The sequence below is a fragment of the Jiangella muralis genome, from assembly GCF_001270745.1.
GTDB lineage: Bacteria > Actinomycetota > Actinomycetes > Jiangellales > Jiangellaceae > Jiangella > Jiangella muralis.
On the sequence record NZ_KQ434754.1, the window covers coordinates 267,716 to 285,075 of the forward strand.

The window sequence follows — 17,360 nt, forward strand, 5'->3', positions numbered from 1 at the left end:
AATCTCATGCGTCACCACGGGGGTCGGAGGGCTATGGTCGATGCATGCACGAGAGTGAGGCTGCGCACGATGCTGTGCGCCGCGACCCGATAGACATCCATCCATACGACACCGCGTGGCCCGAGTCGTTCGAGCAGCAGCGTCAGCAGGTCGAACCGGTCCTGCGTCCGTGGCTGATCGGCTCGGTCGAGCACGTCGGCAGCACGGCAGTGCCGGGCCTGCCCGCCAAGCCCATCATCGACATGATGGCCATGGTGCCCTCCTACGAACAGGCCCAGGGCGCCGTCGCCGCGATGCGCGAGATCGGCTGGACCCAGGTGGCCGAGGCCGGCGACGAAGAGCTGCGGCGCTGGTCGTTCTGCTACCCGGAACCGGCCTGGCGCACGCACCACCTGCACGTCGTCGAGTACGTCTCGCAGCTCGGCCGCGACTGCCTGGCCTTCCGCGACCACCTGCGCCACCACCCCGACGACGCGCAGCGCTACGCCGACATCAAGCAGAGCCTGGCGGCCGTGCACCACGACGACCGCCCCGCCTACCGTGCGGGCAAGGCGCCGTTCATCGAGGACATCATGCGACGGGCGTCCGTCCAGCACTGAGCCGGGGCAGCCGGCCGGAGCTCGCCTTCAACGCGATGAGGGTCAGGGTTCCGGCCAGCACGATCGCGGCCAGGTTGATGCCGAGCTGAGCGGCCGCGCCACCCACCTCGGCGCCGTCACCGAGAGCCAGGGCCAGCCCCAGGTTCCCGGCGGCGGGCACCGTCGTCACCGAGATGAACACGCCCACCAGCGCGCCCGACTTCGCGGACGTGAGCGACAGGATGCCGGCGATCCCGGCGATGAACGCCACGACGAACGACCACCGGTCCGGATGCCAGATGAACCCGGTCAGCGGCCGGTCGGTCGTCAGCACCGATGCGTCGATCCACCCTGCCCACGACGCCAGCAGGCCGAGCACGGTCGTGACGGTGATCGCGATGATGAACCCCACCACCAGCGTCACCAGCGCCTGCCGCACGATGCTGAACCGCCGGTGCACCAGCCCGACGGCGATTCCCGCGAGCGGGCCGAACTCCGGCCCGACGACCATCGCGCCGACCACCAGGATGGCGGAGTCGAGCACGATCGCGATCGCGGCCAGCACGGCGGCCAGGCTGAGGAACCAGACGAACGTGTTGGACAGCACCGAGTCCTCGTCGGCGCGGCGCACGACCTGCTCCCAGATGACGGCGTCGGCGCCCTCGCCCGGCGCCTCGTCCTCGGCCCGCTCGGCAGCCGCCGAGACTGACGTCTCGACCGACTCGAGCGCGATGGTGCCGGTCTGGTCGACGCCCAGCTCGCGCAGCGCGTGGATCATCCCCTCGGCGGACTCGCGGGCCAATTCGGCCAGCACGAGGTCGCCCTCCGGGCGGACGGACGCGCCGCGCAGGACGGCGATGCTGGCCACGCCCGGGCACTCGTCCAGCAGCTCGACGACGCGGTCGGTCGTCTCCGCCGGCGTCGTCACGCGCAGGTGCAGCACGGCGCCATCGTAGAGCGTGGAACTCGGGCTTGTACGCTGGCGACCGTGACTGACGGCGTGATTCTGCAGGTGGGCGGCCTTCATTCCACGGCCGAGCGAGGGCTGGCGACGTACGGGGCGCTGCGGTTGCCGTCCGGGCCGCAGCGGGCGGCGTTCCTCGCCGAGCACGGCCCCGACGTCACCGTCGCGGTCACCGGCGCCGGCATGGACGCCGAGCTGATCGGCGCACTGCCCCGGCTGGCCGCCGTCGTGAACCTCGGCGTGGGCTACGACGCGGTCGACGTCGCGGCGCTGAAGCCGCGCGGCATCGCGCTCAGCAACACCCCGGACGTGCTCACCGACTGCGTCGCCGACCTCGCCGTCGGCGGGCTGATCGACGTGCTCCGCGGGCTGTCCGCCGGCGACCGGTTCGTCCGCCGCGGCGCGTGGGCGGCCGGTGACAAGGCCCCGCTGCGGCGCCGGGTCAGCGGCGCCCGGGTCGGCATCCTCGGGCTCGGCCGCATCGGCGCCGCCATCGCGCATCGGCTCGAGGCGTTCGGCTGCACGATCAGCTACCACAACCGCCGCCGCGTCGACGACGTCCCGTACGCCTACGCGGCCTCGCCGGTGGAGTTGGCCCGGTCCGTGGACGCGGTGATCGTCGTGACCCCCGGCGGCCCCGGCACCCAGGCGCTGGTCTCCGCCGAGGTCATCGCGGCGCTCGGGCCCGGCGGCTACCTCGTCAACGTCGCGCGCGGCAGTGTGGTCGACCAGGACGCGCTGGTGACGGCGCTGGTGTCCGGGGCGCTGGGCGGCGCCGCGCTGGACGTGTTCACCGACGAGCCGCACGTGCCGGAGCAACTGTTCGCGCTGGACAACGTCGTGCTGCTGCCGCACATCGGCAGCGCGACGGTCGAGACGCGCGAGGCGATGGCGCAGCTGGTGCTGCGGAATCTGGAGCGGTTCCTGGCCGACGGGACGCTGGTCACGCCGGTGTCGCTGTAAGCCCGCCGCCCCTGTTGATCTTGGAGTAAAGGCGCCGTCGCTGGGCGAAATGTCCGATAGATGGTCGCGTTACTCCAAGATCAACTTCTGTGGGCGGGTGGGACGGCGGCTTTAATGGCCGTATGCGGGTAGCACTGGTCCAGTTGGCGGCGGGCACCGACACCGAGGCGAACACGGCGGCGATCCGGCGGCTCACGAAGGGCGTCGAGGCCGACCTCGTCGTGCTGCCGGAGGCGGTGATGCACGACTTCGGCGCCCCCGGGTTGCCGCTCGGCCCGGTGGCGCAGCCGCTGGACGGCCCGTTCGTCGCGACGCTGGCGTCGGTGGCGCGGGCGACGGGCGCCGTCGTCGTGGCCGGCATGTTCGAGCGGTCCGGCGACCCCGACCGGCCGTACAACACGCTGGTCGCGGTCGGCCGCGACGGCGCCGTGCTGGCGACGTACCGCAAGGCGCACCTCTACGACTCCTTCGGCTACCGCGAGTCCGACCGGCTGCGCGCCGGTGACCCCGTGCCCGCGGTGCTCGCCGTCGACGGCGTCCGGCTCGGCCTGCTGACCTGCTACGACCTGCGCTTCCCGGAACAAGGCCGGGCGCTGGTCGACGCCGGCGCCGACGCGTTCGTCGTCCCGGCGGCGTGGGTGCGCGGGCCGCTGAAGGAGGACCACTGGCAGACGCTGCTGCGGGCGCGGGCGATCGAGAACACCGTCTACGTCGCCGCGGCGGCCCAGAACGGGCGGGCGTACTGCGGGCTCAGCCAGCTGGTCGACCCGCTCGGCGTGGTGGTCGCCGGTCTCGGTGACGACGAGGGCCGGCTGGTCGCCGAGCTCGACCCGGACCGCGTCGCGGCCGCCCGCGAGCGCAACCCCGCGCTACGGCACCGGCGGAGCTGGCCGTCGCCGTCGTGACCATGCCGGCTGACGACGTGGACACGCCCCGCCCGGACCGGGTGGGACCGACCCTAGCGGCTGGCACCGACAATTGGGCGGCAGTGATCCTTGCGGGCGGGGCTGGGCGGCGGCTCGGCGGGACGGACAAGCCTGGGCTCGTCGTCGGCGGGCAGACGCTGCTGGACCGCGCGGTCGCCGCGGCGGACGGCGCCGGCGCGGCGCAGGTGGTCGTCGCGGGCCCGCGACGCGACACGTCCACGCCGGTCACCTGGACCCGTGAGGACCCGCCCGGCGGCGGCCCGCTGGCTGGGCTCACCGCCGGCCTGGCCGCCCTGGACGTCGCGCCGGACGCCGTCGTCGTCCTCGCCGCGGACCTGCCGCGGGTGTCGTCGGCGCTGGTCGGACGGCTGCTCGCCGGGCTGGCGCAGAACGTCGACGCCGTCGCCGTCGTCGATGCCTCCGGCTGGGTACAGCCGCTGGTGGCGGCGTACCGGATCGAGCCGCTGCGGGCCGCCCTGGACGCCGTCGGCGACCCGCGGGACCGGCCGGTCCGCGCGCTGCTGGACCGCCTGCGCGTGGCGACGCTCCCGGACGACGACGGCGCCGCGGACATCGACACGCCGGGCGACCTGGCCCGATGGCGGCCATGATCAGTGGAGGATGGGCCGGACGGCGGGAGGAAGGTACGTGACATGGACAGCTGGGTGAGCGCGTTGTGCGAACGACTGGGGGTGCCGGTCGACGACGTCGACGTCGGCGGGATCCTCGACCTCGCCCGCGACGCCGCGCACACGGTGGAGCGGCCGGCCGCGCCGGTGACGGCGTTCATCGCGGGCTACGCGGCGGCGACCAAGGGCGGCGGCGCGGCCGCCGTCAACGCCGCCCTCGACATCGCCGGCGAGCTGGCCCGCGACTGGAACGACGGTCCCGACGTCACCACGCCGACGCTGCAGTGAGCCGCGTCCGCTAGCGTCACGGCTGTGCAGACCAAGAGCTCCGTCCACCTGCCGGCGCCCGCCGATGTGGTCGACCCGCTGCGCCTGCTGACCCAGCGGGTCATCATCGCGTTGTCGGTGCTGGTGCTGACGGCGCTGCTCGTCTACCTCGACCGCGACGGGTACACCGACAACTCCGACGGATCGGTCGACCTGCTGGACGCGTTCTACTACACCACCGTCTCGCTCTCGACCACCGGCTACGGTGACATCACGCCGACGTCGGACACAGCGCGGCTGGTCAACATCGTGCTGATCACGCCGCTGCGGGTGCTGTTCCTGATCATCCTCATCGGCACGACACTGGAGACCCTGACCACCCGCAGCCGGGAGCAGGTGCGGCTCAACCGCTGGAGGAGAAAGTTGCGCGACCACACCGTCGTGATCGGCTACGGCGTCAAGGGGCGCAGCGCGGTGGCCACCATGCTCGCGAACGGCATATCGACGGACACGCTGGTGGTCGTCGACCCCGACCCGGCCGCGATCGCCGAGGCGAACGAGCAGGGGCTGGTCGCCGTCATGGGCGACGCCACCCGCACCGAGGTGCTGCGCCGGGCCGGCGTCCCGGCAGCCAACCGCATCGTCATCACCACGGCCCGCGACGACGCCAGCGTGCTGGCCACGCTCACGTGCCGGCAGCTCAACCAGACCGCCAACATCGTCGTGTCGGTCCGCGAGGCCGACAACCTCGCGCTGGTCCGGCAGGGCGGCGCGAACGAGGTCGTCACGTCGTCGGACGCGGTCGGCCGGATACTGGGCCTCGCGACGGTCAGCCCCGCCCTCGGCCACGTGCTCGAGGACCTCACCACGTCCGGCGTCGGCCTCGAGGTGGCCGAGCGGCTGGTGTCGCCGCGCGAAGAGGGCAAGCAGCCGCGGCAGGTCACCGACCTCGTCGTGGCGGTCGTCCGCGACGGCGACGAGCTGCCGTTCCACTCGCCGGCCATCGGGCACCTCGTCCGCGGCGACCGCCTCATCGTCATCCGCCCGTCCGAGGAGTACCCGTGGGCCCGGCGCGAGGACGCCCACGAGCCGCCGCCGGTGGAGGAGCCCGAGGACCCGGCGGACCGTCCGCCGGGCGGCGTCTGAGCGGAGGGGTCACGTGCACGCGGTCGTCATCACCGAGCCCGGCGGGCCGGAGGTCCTGCGCTGGACGGAGGTGCCCGACCCGGTCTGCGGGCCGGGCGAGGCGATCGTCGACGTCGTCGCGTCCGCCGTCAACCGGGCCGACCTGCTGCAGCGCATGGGCAAGTACCCCGTCCCCGCAGGCGCCGTGGCCTGGCCGGGCCTCGAGTGCAGCGGCACCATCAGCGAGGTCGGCGAGAGCGTCACCGGCTGGAAGGCCGGCGACCAGGTGTGCGCGCTGCTGACCGGCGGCGGGTACGCCGAGCGGGTCGCGGTACCGGCCGGCCAGCTGCTGCAGGTCCCGCGTGGCGTCGATCTCGTCACGGCGGCCGCACTGCCCGAGGTCATGTGCACGGTCTGGTCGAACCTCGTCATGACCGCCGGGCTGCGCGCCGGCGAGGTGCTGCTGGTGCACGGCGGCGCGAGCGGCATCGGGACGGCTGCCATCCAGATCGGGCGCGCGCTGGGCGCCCGGGTCGCGGTGACGGCGGGCTCGGCGGCCAAGCTGGAACGGTGCGCCGACCTGGGCGCGGAGATCCTGGTGAACTACCGCACCGACGACTTCGTGGAGGTCGTGAGATCCGCGACGGGCGGCCACGGCGCCGACGTCGTCCTCGACATCATGGGCGGCCCGTACCTGGCGCGGAACATCGACGTGCTCGCGATGGACGGCCGCATCACCATCATCGGGACGATGGGCGGCCGGCGCGCCGAGCTGGACCTCGCCGCCGTCATGGAGAAGCGGGCCCGCGTCACCGGCTCGTTGCTGCGCCGCCGCACGGTGGCCGGCAAGGCCGCCGTCGTCGCCGAGGTGTGCGAGCACGTGTGGCCGCTGATCGAGTCAGGCGCCGTCCGCCCCGTCGTCGACCGCGTCCTCCCGATGCCCGACGCGGCCGAGGCACACCGCGTCGTCGCCGACGGCGAGCACGTCGGCAAGGTGCTGCTCAGCACCTGAGATCGCGATCACCAGCAGCGATGATTCGCCGCTGATGACTCGATGCGACATCGGCGGTCACGGTGCCCGAACGGGGCGTACCCTGGCGAACGTGGTCATGTCGCTGGAGTCCGAACTCGATCGGCCGGTCACTCACCGCCGCACCGCCCGGGTGCTGCTCCTCGAGCCCGGCGGCCGCATCCTGCTGTTCGAGGACAGCGATCCGTCCGCACCCGGCGCGCCCACCTTCTGGATCACCCCCGGCGGCGGCGTCGACCCCGGCGAGACCCTGCTCGACGCCGTCGTCCGCGAGGTCGAGGAGGAGACCGGCCTCCGCCTCACGCCGTCGTCCGTCCGCGGCCCCATCGCCGAACGCACCGTCGTGCACGCCTACTCCGACAAGATCGTCGTCCAGTCCGAGACCTTCTTCGTCGCCGACGCGCCCGGCCAGGAGATCGAGCCGGCCGGGCTCACCGAAGAGGAGCAGCTCACCGTCATCGGCCACCGCTGGTGGAGCCTCGACGAGCTGGCCCGCACCGAGCGGCCGGTCTGGCCGGTCGGGCTGGCGGGGCTGGCCGGCGCCGTGGCTGCTCCGGCCCGCTGGCCGGTCGCGCTGAGTGCCGCCGAGGAGTCGACGGTGCCGACCAACCACTTCGCCCGCTGACCCTGCCCGTCCTCGCCGCGGGGTTGCTGGCTCGCCGCCGGTCGCGGTTCGGCGGGGTGCGGTGCGCGGTCGCGGTTTCGGCGGTGCGCGGTGGCGGTTTCCGCCGGGTACGGTCCCCGCCCGGCCGGGAGGGGGCCCACCTCTACGGGCGGGCACCGACAACCTCGCGTCGCTTGCCGCACCGTTTGCCGCCGCCGCGCTGACCGTCCGTCGGCGCCGCTCTGACCAGCGCCGGCTTGACGGGCCATACTGGGTATGCATACTTGGTAGCCATGTCGATTCGTCACGGTCTGCTGGCGTTGCTGGAGCGGTCCCCGATGTACGGCTACCAGTTGCGCCACGAGTTCGAACGGTCCACCGGCGCCACCTGGCCGCTGAACGTCGGGCAGGTGTACACCACGCTGGCGCGGCTGGAACGCGACGGCCTGGTGGAGCAGACCGGCGAGTCCGATGAGGACGGCAAGGTCGTCTACCGACTCACCGACGCCGGGCACGCGGAGCTGACCGGCTGGTTCGCCACGCCGCTCGGCGGCAGCGACCGGCCCCGCGACGAGCTGGCGATCAAGGTCGCGCTCGCGTTGACGACGCCCGGCGTCGATGTGCGGTCGGTGTTGCAGACGCAGCGCACGGCCACGCTGCGGCACCTGCAGGAGCTGACCCGGCTCAAGGCGGTCGCCGACGGGTCCGAGGACACCGCGTGGCTGCTGGTGCTCGATTCCATGATCTTCCGGGCCGAGGCCGAGGTGCGCTGGCTCGACCACTCCGAGACCCGGCTGGCGCGGCTGGCCACGACGCCCCGCCCGGCGACCCCGGCCACCCCCGGCACCCCGGCGCCGCCCGTCCACGCGACCGAGACCGATCGGGCCGTGCGGCGATGACCACCGACCCGGTCCTCGAGCTGCGCGCCGTCGACCGCGTACACGGCGACGGCGCCACGGCGGTGCACGCGCTGAGCGACGTCAGCCTGACGCTGCGGACCGGCGAGCTGATCGCCGTCATGGGGCCGTCCGGTTCGGGCAAGAGCACGCTCCTGCATCTGGCCGGCGGCCTCGACACCCCGACCACGGGCGCCGTCCTCGTCGAGGGTATCGACCTCGCCACGCTGAGCCGCGCCGAGCTGGCCGCCGTCCGCCGCCGCAGCCTCGGCTACGTCTTCCAGGACCTCAACCTCATCCCCGCGCTCACCGCCGCCGAGAACGTCGCGCTCCCTCGTGAGCTGGACGGCGTCCGCGTCCGGGCCGCCCGGAGCGAGGCGCTCGAGGCGCTGGCGGAGGTCGGCGTCGGCGACCTCGCCGACCGGTTCCCCGACGAGATGTCCGGCGGGCAGCAGCAGCGGGTCGCCATCGCCCGCGCGCTGATCGGGCCGCGGCGGCTGGTGCTGGCCGACGAGCCGACCGGCGCGCTGGACTCCCAGACCGGCGAGGACGTGCTGCGGGTGCTGCGGGCCCGCTGCGACGCCGGCGCGTCAGGGCTGCTGGTGACGCATGAGGCCCGGCATGCCGCCTGGGCCGATCGCGTCGTGTTCCTGCGCGACGGCGCGCTGGTCGACGACACCGGCGCGGCGCCGCCGCCCGAGGTGCTGCTGAGCGCGGACGGGTTCGGGTGAGGCGCCCCGGGCGCGGATGGCGGCCAGCGCTGCGGATCGCACGGCGGCAGGTCCGCCGCAACCTCGGCCGCTCGCTGCTGATCGCGGTGCTGGTGGGGCTCCCGGTGGCGGGCGCGACCATCGCCGATGTCCTGTACCGCAGCGCCGACTCCCCCGAGCGCACCGCCTACGCCCGCATGGGTGACGCCGACGTGATCCTCGAGGTCACGCCGTGGGCCGAGCTCCCGATGCCCGCCAACGGCCGGCTGCCGCTGGTCGACATCTCGTACAACGCGATGCCGGAGGGCCTGCCGGCCCGCGACTCCGGCGCCGTCGACCTGCCCGCGCTGCTCCCGGCGGGCACCGTCCTGGAGCCCGAGCGCCGGATCCAGGGCATCCGGCCGCGCCACGGCGACACCGTGCTGCGCAACGTCCTGCTCGACGTCGGGACCCAGGGCGGCCCGCTGACCGACCACGCGTTCCGGCTCGACGGCGGCCGCTGGCCGGAGGCGCGCGACGAGGTCGTGGTGACACCGCGGCTGGCCGAGCGGCTGGACCTGCTCGACGACGGTGACCTTCGGCCCGACGCCACGATGACGTTGGACGACGGGCCGCGGATGCGCGTCACCGGGCTCGTCGTCGACCCGTTCCACCTCGACGCCGAGGTCGTGAGCGCCGCACCGGGCTCGGTCACCGCCGAGTTCGCGGCCACCCTGGAGACCGCCTGGGGCAACCTGTCCTTCACCGGCGGCGAGGCCTATCTGGCCGACCTGCCGGCCGGGACCGACGTCGACGAGCTCGGCCGCCGGCTGGCCGCCGACGGCGTCGGCCTGATGCCGCGCGACGCCGTCGCCAATCCGGAGCAGTTCTACGAGACCACCGGCGGTCCGACCGTCGACCAGGTGCAGCGGGCCGCCCTCGTCGCGCTCGTCGTCGGGCTGGGGCTGCTGGAGGTCGTGCTGCTGGCCGGCGCCGCGTTCGCCGTCGGCGCCCGGCGACAGGTTCGCGACATCGGCCTGCTGGTCGCCGGCGGCGCGTCCGCCGGGCAGGTGCGGCGGACGGTGCTGGCCCAAGGGCTGGTGCTGGGCGTCATCGGCGCGGTGCTGGGGATCGTCGCCGGTGCACTGCTGGTGCCGGCGGTGGCGCCGCTGTGGGAGTGGTTCCTCGGCGAGCTGATCGACGACTGGACGTTCGGCTGGGTCGAGCTGGTCGTGGCCGCCGCCGTCGGGGTGCTGTCGGGGGTGGCCGCCGCCGTGGTGCCGGCGATCGGCGCGGCCCGGATGAAGCCGGTCGACGCGCTGGCCGAGCGGTTCCGGACGACGCGGCTGGCGGCGCGGCTGCCGATGGTCGGGCTGGTGCTGTTCGTCGTCGGCGCCGGCGGTGCGCTCATCGCCAGCCGGATCATGTCCGGGAACCTGGCCGACTACGGCCGGCGGCTGGAGCAACTCTCCGGCACCGGCGCCTTCGTCCACCAGCCCTCGACGGCGCCCTACATCGCCATCCAGCTGGCCGGGGCGCTGGTGGCGACGGCCGGCATCGTCGTGCTGCTGCCCGGGCTGATCTCCGCGCTGGCCCGCGGCGCGCACCGGCTGGGCCTCTCGGCCCGGCTGGCCGTCCGCGACGCCGCGCGGCACCGGCACCGCACCGCGCCGGCGGTCGCGGCCATCGCGATCGTCGTGGCGGGGACGACGGCGGTCGCGTTCGGCGCCGGCGGCTCGGCCAAGGCCGACGAGCTGCGCTACACGCCGATGCTGCCCGACAACGTCATCCGCATCGACATCGACTGGTACGGGCTACCCGACGACGAGGCCACGGCCCAGCTCGTCGCCGCGGAGGAGGCACTCGCCAGAACCCTGCCCGCCGCCGTCCCGCACCGGCTCACCGAGGCGACGCTGCGGTACACGGCGGACGACGCCTACAACGTCGCGTGGCTGCAGGGATCGCCCGACTGCACCGGCTGCGCGGGGTGGACCAGCGGATCGGCATCGGCCGCCGTCGCGGACCCGGCGATCATGGCCATCGCCGCGGGCGGCGCGCCCGACCAGGCCACGCTCGACGCCGTCGATGGCGGCGCCATGGTCGTCTACGACCGCTCGTTCCTCGGCGACGGCGGCGACATCGCCATCGAGACCTTCCCCACGGACGACACGCCGACGTCGGTCCGCTTCCGCGGGCACCTGGCCGAGCGCGACCTCGCCTACTCCAGCCTGCCCGGCGCGTTCGCCGCGGCGGAGACGTTGACCGCGCGCGGCTTCGAACTGAGGGTGACGGGCAGCCTCGTCACCTTCGAGGACGCCACACCCGAGCAGCTCGACGCCGCCCTGCAGGCCATCGAGTCGACCGGCGCCTGGGTCTCCGTCGAGACCCCGTTCGAGACCGAGCGCGACCCCGCGGTGCTGGCGCTCACCGCCGGCGCGGCGTTCGTGACGCTGGTCGGCGTGGCCATCGCGGTCTCGCTGGCGGCCGCCGAGGGCCGGGCCGACCTCGCCACCCTGGCCGCCGTCGGGGCACCGCCCCGGCGCCGGCGCGGGCTGGCCGGCGCCCAGGCGTTGGTCGTCGGCGGAATGGGGGTACTGATCGGGTCCGGATTGGGTATCTATTTCGCGTATCTGGTGTGGCCGGCGCTCGGAGCGCCGGACTTCATCTGGGCCTGGGACAGCCTCGTCCTCACCGGTGTCGCCGTCCCTGTCCTGGCCGTCCTCGTCGCGGTGATCTTCACCCCGAGCCGGTTGCCGATGATCAGGAGGGTCGAGTGAACAGCACGACAGTGCGCCGCGCGCGTCAGGCCGCGCGCCGCCGGACGTTGGAGCTGCTCGCCCTGCGCAGGGCCGAGGCGGCCAGCCGGCGACCGGCGGAACGACGGCCCATGCGTCAAGTTCGACCCGGAGGTGCCGACACGGGGGCCGAGGGGTGAAGATGGTTCCATGACGGAGCCCAACCAGAACGCCGAGTCCCACGACACCCATGAGGACGACGAGCAGCGCGTCGTCGTCGTCGGCCCCGGCGGCATGGCCGTCGAGTCCGCGCCAGGGGGCCAGGAGGAGCAGCGCTCGCTCACCGACCTCGTCGAACAGCCGGCCAAGGTCATGCGCATCGGCAGCATGATCAAGCAGTTGCTCGACGAGGTGAAGGCCGCGCCGCTCGACGAAGCGAGCCGCCGCCGGCTGGGCGAGATCCACCGGGCCTCCATCGACGAGCTCGAGGACGGCCTGGCGCCGGAACTGGTCGACGAGCTCGAGCGGCTCGCGCTCCCGTTCGACGACGACAACGTGCCCACCGACGCCGAGCTGCGGGTCGCGCAGGCCCAGCTGGTCGGCTGGCTGGAGGGGCTGTTCCACGGCATCCAGACCACGCTGTTCGCGCAGCAGATGGCGGCGCGGGCGCAGCTCGAGCAGATGCGCCGGGCGCTGCCCCCGGGCGTGCAGCTGGCGCCCGGTCAGGCGATGCCGGGTCAGCCGCCGGCGCCCGACGAGGGCGATCAGCGCGGCAGCGGGATGTACCTCTGACGATCCTGCCGCCGGACGACTCGGGCCGGCCCGCCTGGCCGAGCGGCTCGACGACGTCGATCCAGCTCGGCCACGCGGGTGAGTCAGCCCGTCAGGCGGCGGTGCGGGCGTGGCTCTCGATGACGCCGGCGAGTCGCGGCAGCGCCTCTTCGACGTGCTTCTGTGCCTGCGGGCGCAGCTTGCCGTAGACCTTCTTGACGCTGTCGCGCTGCGACGCCGCGGCGCGTGCGTCGGACACCCCGAGCAGGGCGTCGGCCACCTCGGTGCGGCGGCCCTCGAAGTAGTCGGCGAGCGAGCCGCCACCCGTGGCCTGGAAGTCGGCGTAGAACGGCTCGGCCTGCTCGACGAACGAGTCGAGCATGTTGTCGATGGTCTCCGGTACGAACCCGGAGTTGATCTTCTTCAGGACCGCGTAGCCGCCCTTGACGGCCATCCCCGAGACGCCGCTCTTGTCGGAGACCTCGGCGTCGACGAGCTGGTGGAGGTCCTTGACGACGGCGGGCCGGCGGGCCGGGTCGAGAAGGATCTCGCGGAGTGTGTCAGCCATGTGGGAAGTGCCCCTCATTATCGAATTTGATCAGGTGTGACGGACGTGCTCCGCCACTGTAGAACACGAAGATCGGTGCGGCGAAGAGTGGTATTTGTCCGGTTTGATGCGCGTGTGTCCTGGTGGGATCAGAGTGGTCTGAGTGGCGGGGCTGCGGCGGGGTGCTGCGCTGGCTCCGCTTCGCGGCGAGCGGAGGCGGAGTGTGCTGCGCTACTACTCGGGGACGTCTGGGAAGTAGGTGGTGAGGAGGGCGGCGAGGCCGTTGGACTCGACGTCCCCGCAGATGGTGTCGGCCACGGCCTTGACGTCGTCAGGGGCCTGGCCCATCGCCACGCCGACAGCGGCCCAGCGCAGCATCTCGAGGTCGTTGTGACCGTCGCCGGCGGCGAGGGCGCCGTCCGCCGTCACACCGAGGCGGGCGGCCACCTTGGCCAGCCCGGACGCCTTCGAGACGCCGACCGGCATGATGTCCAGCCACGCCGTGAAGCCGATGGCGTAGTCGACGCTGGGCAGGCCGGAGTCGCGGGCGATGGCCCGCAGCCGCTCGCGGTCGCCGTTGGGCCAGCGCACCACCAGCCGCGTCACCGGCTGGGCGACCAGCTCGTCGTGGTGGACGACGGTGACGTCGCCGTCGAGGTCGCCGGCCGGGAACTCGCCCGTCACCCGGTGGCCGCGGCCCAACTCCTCGACCGCCAGGACGGCGTCGGGGATCTGCTCGGTGAAGTAGCGGACGGTGTCGGTGATGTCGAACGTCTCGATGTCGATCGGCGCCCGCTCGGCCACGTCGACCACCACCGCGCCGTTCGAGCAGACCGCGTACCCGTCCTCGAGCCCGAGCTGGTCCAGCAGCGGCAGCGTCGAGTGCATCGACCGCCCGGTCGCGACGACGATGTGCGCGCCGGCGTCGTGCGCCCGCCGCACCGCGTCGAGGACCGGTGGCCGCGGCGGCTGGTGGAACTCGGCGTATGTCACCAGGGTGCCGTCGACGTCGAGCGCCACCAGGGCCGGGCGCCAGCTGTCGGTCACCGTCACCGCGCGACCGGTTCCAGCAGTTCGCGGCCGCCGAGGAACGGCCGCAGCGCCTTCGGCACGTACACCGAGCCGTCGGGCTGCTGGTGGTTCTCGAGCAGCGCCACGATCCACCGGGTGGTGGCCAGCGTGCCGTTGAGCGTCGCGACCGGGCGGGTGCCGCCGTCGGTGCGCTCGCGGACGCCGAGCCGCCGGGCCTGGAACGTGGTGCAGTTCGACGTGGACGTCAGCTCCAGGTAGCGGTCCTGCGATGGCAGCCACGCCTCGCAGTCGAACTTGCGGGCCGCGCTCGACCCGAGGTCGCCCGCCGCGACGTCGATGACGCGGTACGGCAGCTCCATGTCGCCCATCATCTGCTCCTCCCAGCCGAGCAGGCGCGCGTGCTCGTCGGCCGCGTCCTCCTCGTGGCAGTAGCAGAACATCTCGACCTTGTGGAACTGGTGAACGCGGATGATCCCGCGGGTGTCCTTGCCGTAAGAACCTGCCTCGCGGCGGTAGCAGGCCGACCAGCCGGCGTAGCGCAGCGGCCCGTCGGAGAGGTCGACGATCTCGCCGGCGTGGTAGCCGGCCAGCGCGACCTCGCTGGTGCCGACCAGGTAGAGGTCGTCGGCGTCGATGCGGTAGACCTCATCGGCGTGCGCGCCGAGGAAGCCGGTGCCGCCCATGATCTCCGGCCGCACCAGTGTCGGCGTGATGACCGGTGTGAACCCGGCGGCGACGGCGGTGGCCATGCCGTGGTTGAGGATGGCCAGCTCGAGCTGCGCACCCACCCCGGTGAGGAAGTAGAACCGGGCGCCGGAGACCTTCGCGCCGCGCTCGGTGTCGATGGCGCGCAGTCCTTCGCCCAGTTCGAGGTGGTCGCGGACGAGGTCGAGGGACGGCTTCTCGCCCACCTCGCGGAGCACGGTGTAGTCGTCCTCGCCGCCCGCCGGCACGCCGTCGAGCACGAGGTTCGACGGCACCCGCGCCAGTTCGTCGAGCGTCGCCTGCGCGGCGTCGGCGGCGGCCTCGGCGCTCTTCACCGCGGCGGCGAGCTCGCGGGTGGTGGCGAGCAGTTCCTGCTTCTCCTCGGGCGCGGCCTTCGGGATGAGCTTGCCCAGGCGCTTCTGCTCCGCGCGCAGCCGCTCGAACTCGGCCAGGGAGGACCGCCGCGACTCGTCGGCGGCGAGCAACTCGTCGACGACGGTCTCGCTCTCGCCGCGCGCTCGCTGCGACGCGCGGACACGGTCGGGGTCTTCCCGGATCAGGCGCAGATCTAGCACCACCCGAGGGTATCGGGCGGGCGGACGGTGGCGCGCGGGGGTTTCGGCCCGGGCACGAGCCGCGAGCGGTGTTCCAGGGCGTGGCTCCCGGGTCCCGTTGCCTCCTGCGCGGCGTCCGGGCGCCGCCGCTGCTGCTGCCGATGATCAGGTGACGTATCGCTCAGATTCGCTGCGCCTTCGTCACCTGATCGTTCTCGTCAGCCGTCCTTCCTCGCACCTTGCGAGTCATCCACCTGGACGGCGCTCGCTAGCCGGACTGCGCTCCGTCGTCGGCGGGTGGTGGGCCGATCACGAAGGTGCCCTTGACCGGCACCGTCCGGACGACGCCGCGGTCGCGGAGGACGGCCAGTGCACGGCGGACCGTCGTGAGCGAGACACCGTACTCGCCGACCATCTCGTCCTCGCCGAGGAAACGGCCACCGGCAGGCGGTCGTCCGGCCCTGATCTCGTCCACCAGGAAGTCGGCGAGCTGGACGTAGACGTAGACGTCCGCCGTGTGATCCGGCACGAAATCAGGCACGGCGCTGGAATCTAGGCCACGGTTCGCGCTGGTCATCGTAGAGACGCGTCGGTACGCGTACCGACGCGCTGCATAGCAATTGTCCGAGGGGTGTGTCATCTTGGAGCTTTGCCGCTCTGCCCACTCACGACCCTTTCCCAGGGATCGGAGCCATCATGCTGCCTGGTCACCGCCTGATCGCCGTCCAGCTACCGTCCCGCGATCCGGCCCGCCCCCAGCCGCTCATCCAGATCCGCACGCAGGACGGCCGGTTGCGCACCGAGCTGCGCGACCGCTTCGTCATGCCCGGCCCGCGCGGCTGGACCGAATGCGTGCGCCTGATGGGCTACCAGCCGATCAGCCGCTGGCGTCCCGTGCCCGTCGATAGCGGTCCGCAGGTACCGCCCGGCGCACAACACCTCTGCAAGGTCGAACCGACGCCCGTGGTGGCCACGGACGGCCGGCACGCGGTCGCCCGGCTGGCGGCCGGGCTGCTGCCCACGTGCTCGGCCGCGACCACGCTCAGCAGGGCGCATGCCGACCGGCTCGGCGACTGGCCCTGGAGCGCCCGGGCCGGCGACGTCATCGTCTGCGAGCTCGGCGCCGGCCATCGGATGCCGCACACCGGTCTGGGCCAGCCCAGACCTCACGACGACGTCGACGAACGGTCGATGCCGTGGTGGTGGCTGCTGTGGACCCGCGCCGACGAGCCCGGCCTGTTGTCCGAGGCGCTGCTCTGCGGTGTCCCGGGCCGCGTGCCGGGCGCCGCCCACGATCCCGACCCGTGCGCGCTGCCCCGTGGCCACGACGACGCCGGCAATCCGCCGCACACCTGGCAGCTCACCGCGTTCTCGCCGTTCCGGCCGGGTGTCACCCGCGCAACTGCGCCAGCCACTCCGCGGCGTCGGTGAAGTCGCTGTTCGAGGTGCCGGGAAGGACGGGCGGCCGGATGCCGTCGGCGCGCGGGTAGGAGCCGAGGAAGCGCACCGTGGCGCACACCCGGCGCAGGCCCATCATCGCCTCGCCGACCCGGGCGTCGGCGACGTGGCCTTCGACGTCGATGGCGAAGCAGTAGCGGCCCATGCCGTTGCCGGTGGGCCGCGACTCGATGCGGGTGAGGTTCACGCCACGGGCGGAGAACTGCTCCAGGATCTCCAGCAGCGCGCCGGGGTGGTCGTCGCGGATGAAGGCGACGAGGGTGGTCTTGTCGGAGCCGGTGGGCCGGCCCGGCCGCCCCGGCGACGTGACGAGGACGAAGCGGGTGACGGCGTCGGAGTCTTCACCGATGTCGACGGCGAGGGCGTCGAGGCCGTAGCGCTCGCCGGCCAGCGGCGCGGCGATGGCGGCGTCGGCGACCGTGCCGTCGGGGCCGGGCGTCCGGCCGGCGACGGACGCGGCGGCGGCGGCCGTCGACGGGCCGAGGGAGATGACGGCGTCGGGCAGCTTCGCCGTGACCCACGCGCGGCACTGAGCCTCGGCCACGGGGTGCGTGACGATGCGCCGGACGCCGGCGAGGTCCGTACCGGGGCGGGCGAGCAGTGTGAACGTGACCGGCAGCAGCACCTCGGCGGTGATGGCGAGCGGCTCGCCGCGGATCAGCTCGTCGAGCGTGGCGTTGACCGACCCTTCGACGGAGTTCTCGACGGGGACGACGGCGCCGGTGACCTCGCCGGTACGCACGGCATTGATGGCGGCGTGGACCGTCGGCGACGGCTCCAGCGTGGCGCCGGCCAGGGCGGGAAACCGCAGGGCGGCCGCCTCGGTGAACGTCGCCTCCGGGCCCAGGTAGGCGTAGCGGTCGGTCATGTTCAGAAGACTAGTGTGT

At 73.3% G+C, this 17,360-nt stretch carries 19 protein-coding genes; 13 read left to right on the plus strand and 6 right to left on the minus strand.

Annotated elements, in window-relative coordinates:
* Positions 1-44 precede the first annotated feature (44 nt).
* Entirely contained in the window at positions 45-599 is a 555-nt protein-coding gene (locus ACW62_RS09470) for a GrpB family protein (RefSeq protein ID WP_205629241.1), read from the plus strand.
* Here the strand turns inward: ACW62_RS09470 and ACW62_RS09475 are convergent.
* Positions 571-1,521: a DUF389 domain-containing protein gene (locus ACW62_RS09475; RefSeq protein ID WP_053204034.1), complete on the minus strand. Its 951-nt coding sequence runs from the start codon at positions 1,519-1,521 to the stop codon at positions 571-573. The two genes, ACW62_RS09470 and ACW62_RS09475, sit on opposite strands and share 29 nt — an antisense overlap.
* Before the next feature lie 36 nt (positions 1,522-1,557).
* Between ACW62_RS09475 and ACW62_RS09480 the strand changes: the two genes are divergently transcribed.
* The 11 genes from ACW62_RS09480 to ACW62_RS09530 all read left to right on the plus strand — a co-directional run bounded on the left by ACW62_RS09480 (position 1,558) and on the right by ACW62_RS09530 (position 12,198).
* On the plus strand, positions 1,558-2,505 hold the full coding sequence (locus ACW62_RS09480) for a 2-hydroxyacid dehydrogenase (RefSeq protein ID WP_053204035.1): 948 nt from the start codon (positions 1,558-1,560) through the stop codon (positions 2,503-2,505).
* 122 nt (positions 2,506-2,627) lie between these two features.
* Entirely contained in the window at positions 2,628-3,410 is a 783-nt protein-coding gene (locus ACW62_RS09485) for a carbon-nitrogen hydrolase family protein (RefSeq protein WP_053203849.1), read from the plus strand.
* A gap of 83 nt (positions 3,411-3,493) precedes the next feature.
* Entirely contained in the window at positions 3,494-4,042 is a 549-nt protein-coding gene (mobA, locus tag ACW62_RS09490) for a molybdenum cofactor guanylyltransferase (protein ID WP_205629242.1), read from the plus strand.
* 42 nt (positions 4,043-4,084) lie between these two features.
* Positions 4,085-4,348, plus strand: a complete 264-nt coding sequence (locus ACW62_RS09495; protein WP_092624534.1) for a DUF6457 domain-containing protein — start codon at positions 4,085-4,087, stop codon at positions 4,346-4,348.
* Between the two features lie 24 nt (positions 4,349-4,372).
* On the plus strand, positions 4,373-5,473 hold the full coding sequence (locus ACW62_RS09500) for a potassium channel family protein (RefSeq protein ID WP_083459549.1): 1,101 nt from the start codon (positions 4,373-4,375) through the stop codon (positions 5,471-5,473).
* Between the two features lie 13 nt (positions 5,474-5,486).
* A complete protein-coding gene (locus ACW62_RS09505) occupies positions 5,487-6,464 on the plus strand; it encodes an NAD(P)H-quinone oxidoreductase (protein ID WP_053203851.1) in 978 nt (325 codons plus the stop codon).
* Between the two features lie 97 nt (positions 6,465-6,561).
* Positions 6,562-7,107: an NUDIX hydrolase gene (locus ACW62_RS09510; RefSeq protein WP_053203852.1), complete on the plus strand. Its 546-nt coding sequence runs from the start codon at positions 6,562-6,564 to the stop codon at positions 7,105-7,107.
* A 272-nt stretch (positions 7,108-7,379) separates the two neighbouring features.
* On the plus strand, positions 7,380-7,985 hold the full coding sequence (locus tag ACW62_RS09515) for a PadR family transcriptional regulator (RefSeq protein ID WP_053203853.1): 606 nt from the start codon (positions 7,380-7,382) through the stop codon (positions 7,983-7,985).
* Positions 7,982-8,713 (plus strand): ABC transporter ATP-binding protein, encoded by a 732-nt coding sequence (locus tag ACW62_RS09520; RefSeq protein ID WP_053203854.1) that lies wholly within the window; start codon positions 7,982-7,984, stop codon positions 8,711-8,713. The genes ACW62_RS09515 and ACW62_RS09520 overlap by 4 nt, the downstream gene beginning before the upstream one ends.
* Positions 8,710-11,448, plus strand: a complete 2,739-nt coding sequence (locus tag ACW62_RS09525; RefSeq protein WP_053203855.1) for an ABC transporter permease — start codon at positions 8,710-8,712, stop codon at positions 11,446-11,448. The genes ACW62_RS09520 and ACW62_RS09525 overlap by 4 nt, the downstream gene beginning before the upstream one ends.
* 168 nt (positions 11,449-11,616) lie before the next feature.
* A complete protein-coding gene (locus ACW62_RS09530; protein WP_053203856.1) occupies positions 11,617-12,198 on the plus strand; it encodes a bacterial proteasome activator family protein in 582 nt (193 codons plus the stop codon).
* 91 nt (positions 12,199-12,289) lie between these two features.
* On the opposite strand, the gene ACW62_RS09535 is transcribed toward ACW62_RS09530, so the two are convergent.
* The 4 genes from ACW62_RS09535 to ACW62_RS09550 form a co-directional block, all read right to left on the minus strand.
* Positions 12,290-12,745 carry a DUF6918 family protein gene (locus tag ACW62_RS09535; RefSeq protein ID WP_053203857.1) on the minus strand — a complete coding sequence of 152 codons (456 nt, stop codon included), beginning with the start codon at positions 12,743-12,745 and terminating at the stop codon, positions 12,290-12,292.
* 213 nt (positions 12,746-12,958) lie between these two features.
* A complete protein-coding gene (locus ACW62_RS09540; protein WP_053203858.1) occupies positions 12,959-13,777 on the minus strand; it encodes an HAD family hydrolase in 819 nt (272 codons plus the stop codon).
* Positions 13,774-15,036 carry a serine--tRNA ligase gene (gene serS / locus ACW62_RS09545; RefSeq protein ID WP_053204037.1) on the minus strand — a complete coding sequence of 421 codons (1,263 nt, stop codon included), beginning with the start codon at positions 15,034-15,036 and terminating at the stop codon, positions 13,774-13,776. Before serS ends, ACW62_RS09540 begins: the two co-directional genes overlap by 4 nt.
* Before the next feature lie 247 nt (positions 15,037-15,283).
* A complete protein-coding gene (locus tag ACW62_RS09550) occupies positions 15,284-15,556 on the minus strand; it encodes a GntR family transcriptional regulator (protein ID WP_205629243.1) in 273 nt (90 codons plus the stop codon).
* Between the two features lie 155 nt (positions 15,557-15,711).
* Here ACW62_RS09550 and ACW62_RS09555 point away from each other — a divergent pair, with 155 nt between their 5' ends.
* Positions 15,712-16,446 carry a hypothetical protein gene (locus ACW62_RS09555; RefSeq protein ID WP_053203859.1) on the plus strand — a complete coding sequence of 245 codons (735 nt, stop codon included), beginning with the start codon at positions 15,712-15,714 and terminating at the stop codon, positions 16,444-16,446.
* Here the strand turns inward: ACW62_RS09555 and pheA are convergent.
* Positions 16,406-17,341, minus strand: a complete 936-nt coding sequence (gene pheA / locus ACW62_RS09560) for a prephenate dehydratase (protein ID WP_053203860.1) — start codon at positions 17,339-17,341, stop codon at positions 16,406-16,408. The genes ACW62_RS09555 and pheA overlap by 41 nt on opposite strands.
* Positions 17,342-17,360 lie beyond the last annotated feature (19 nt).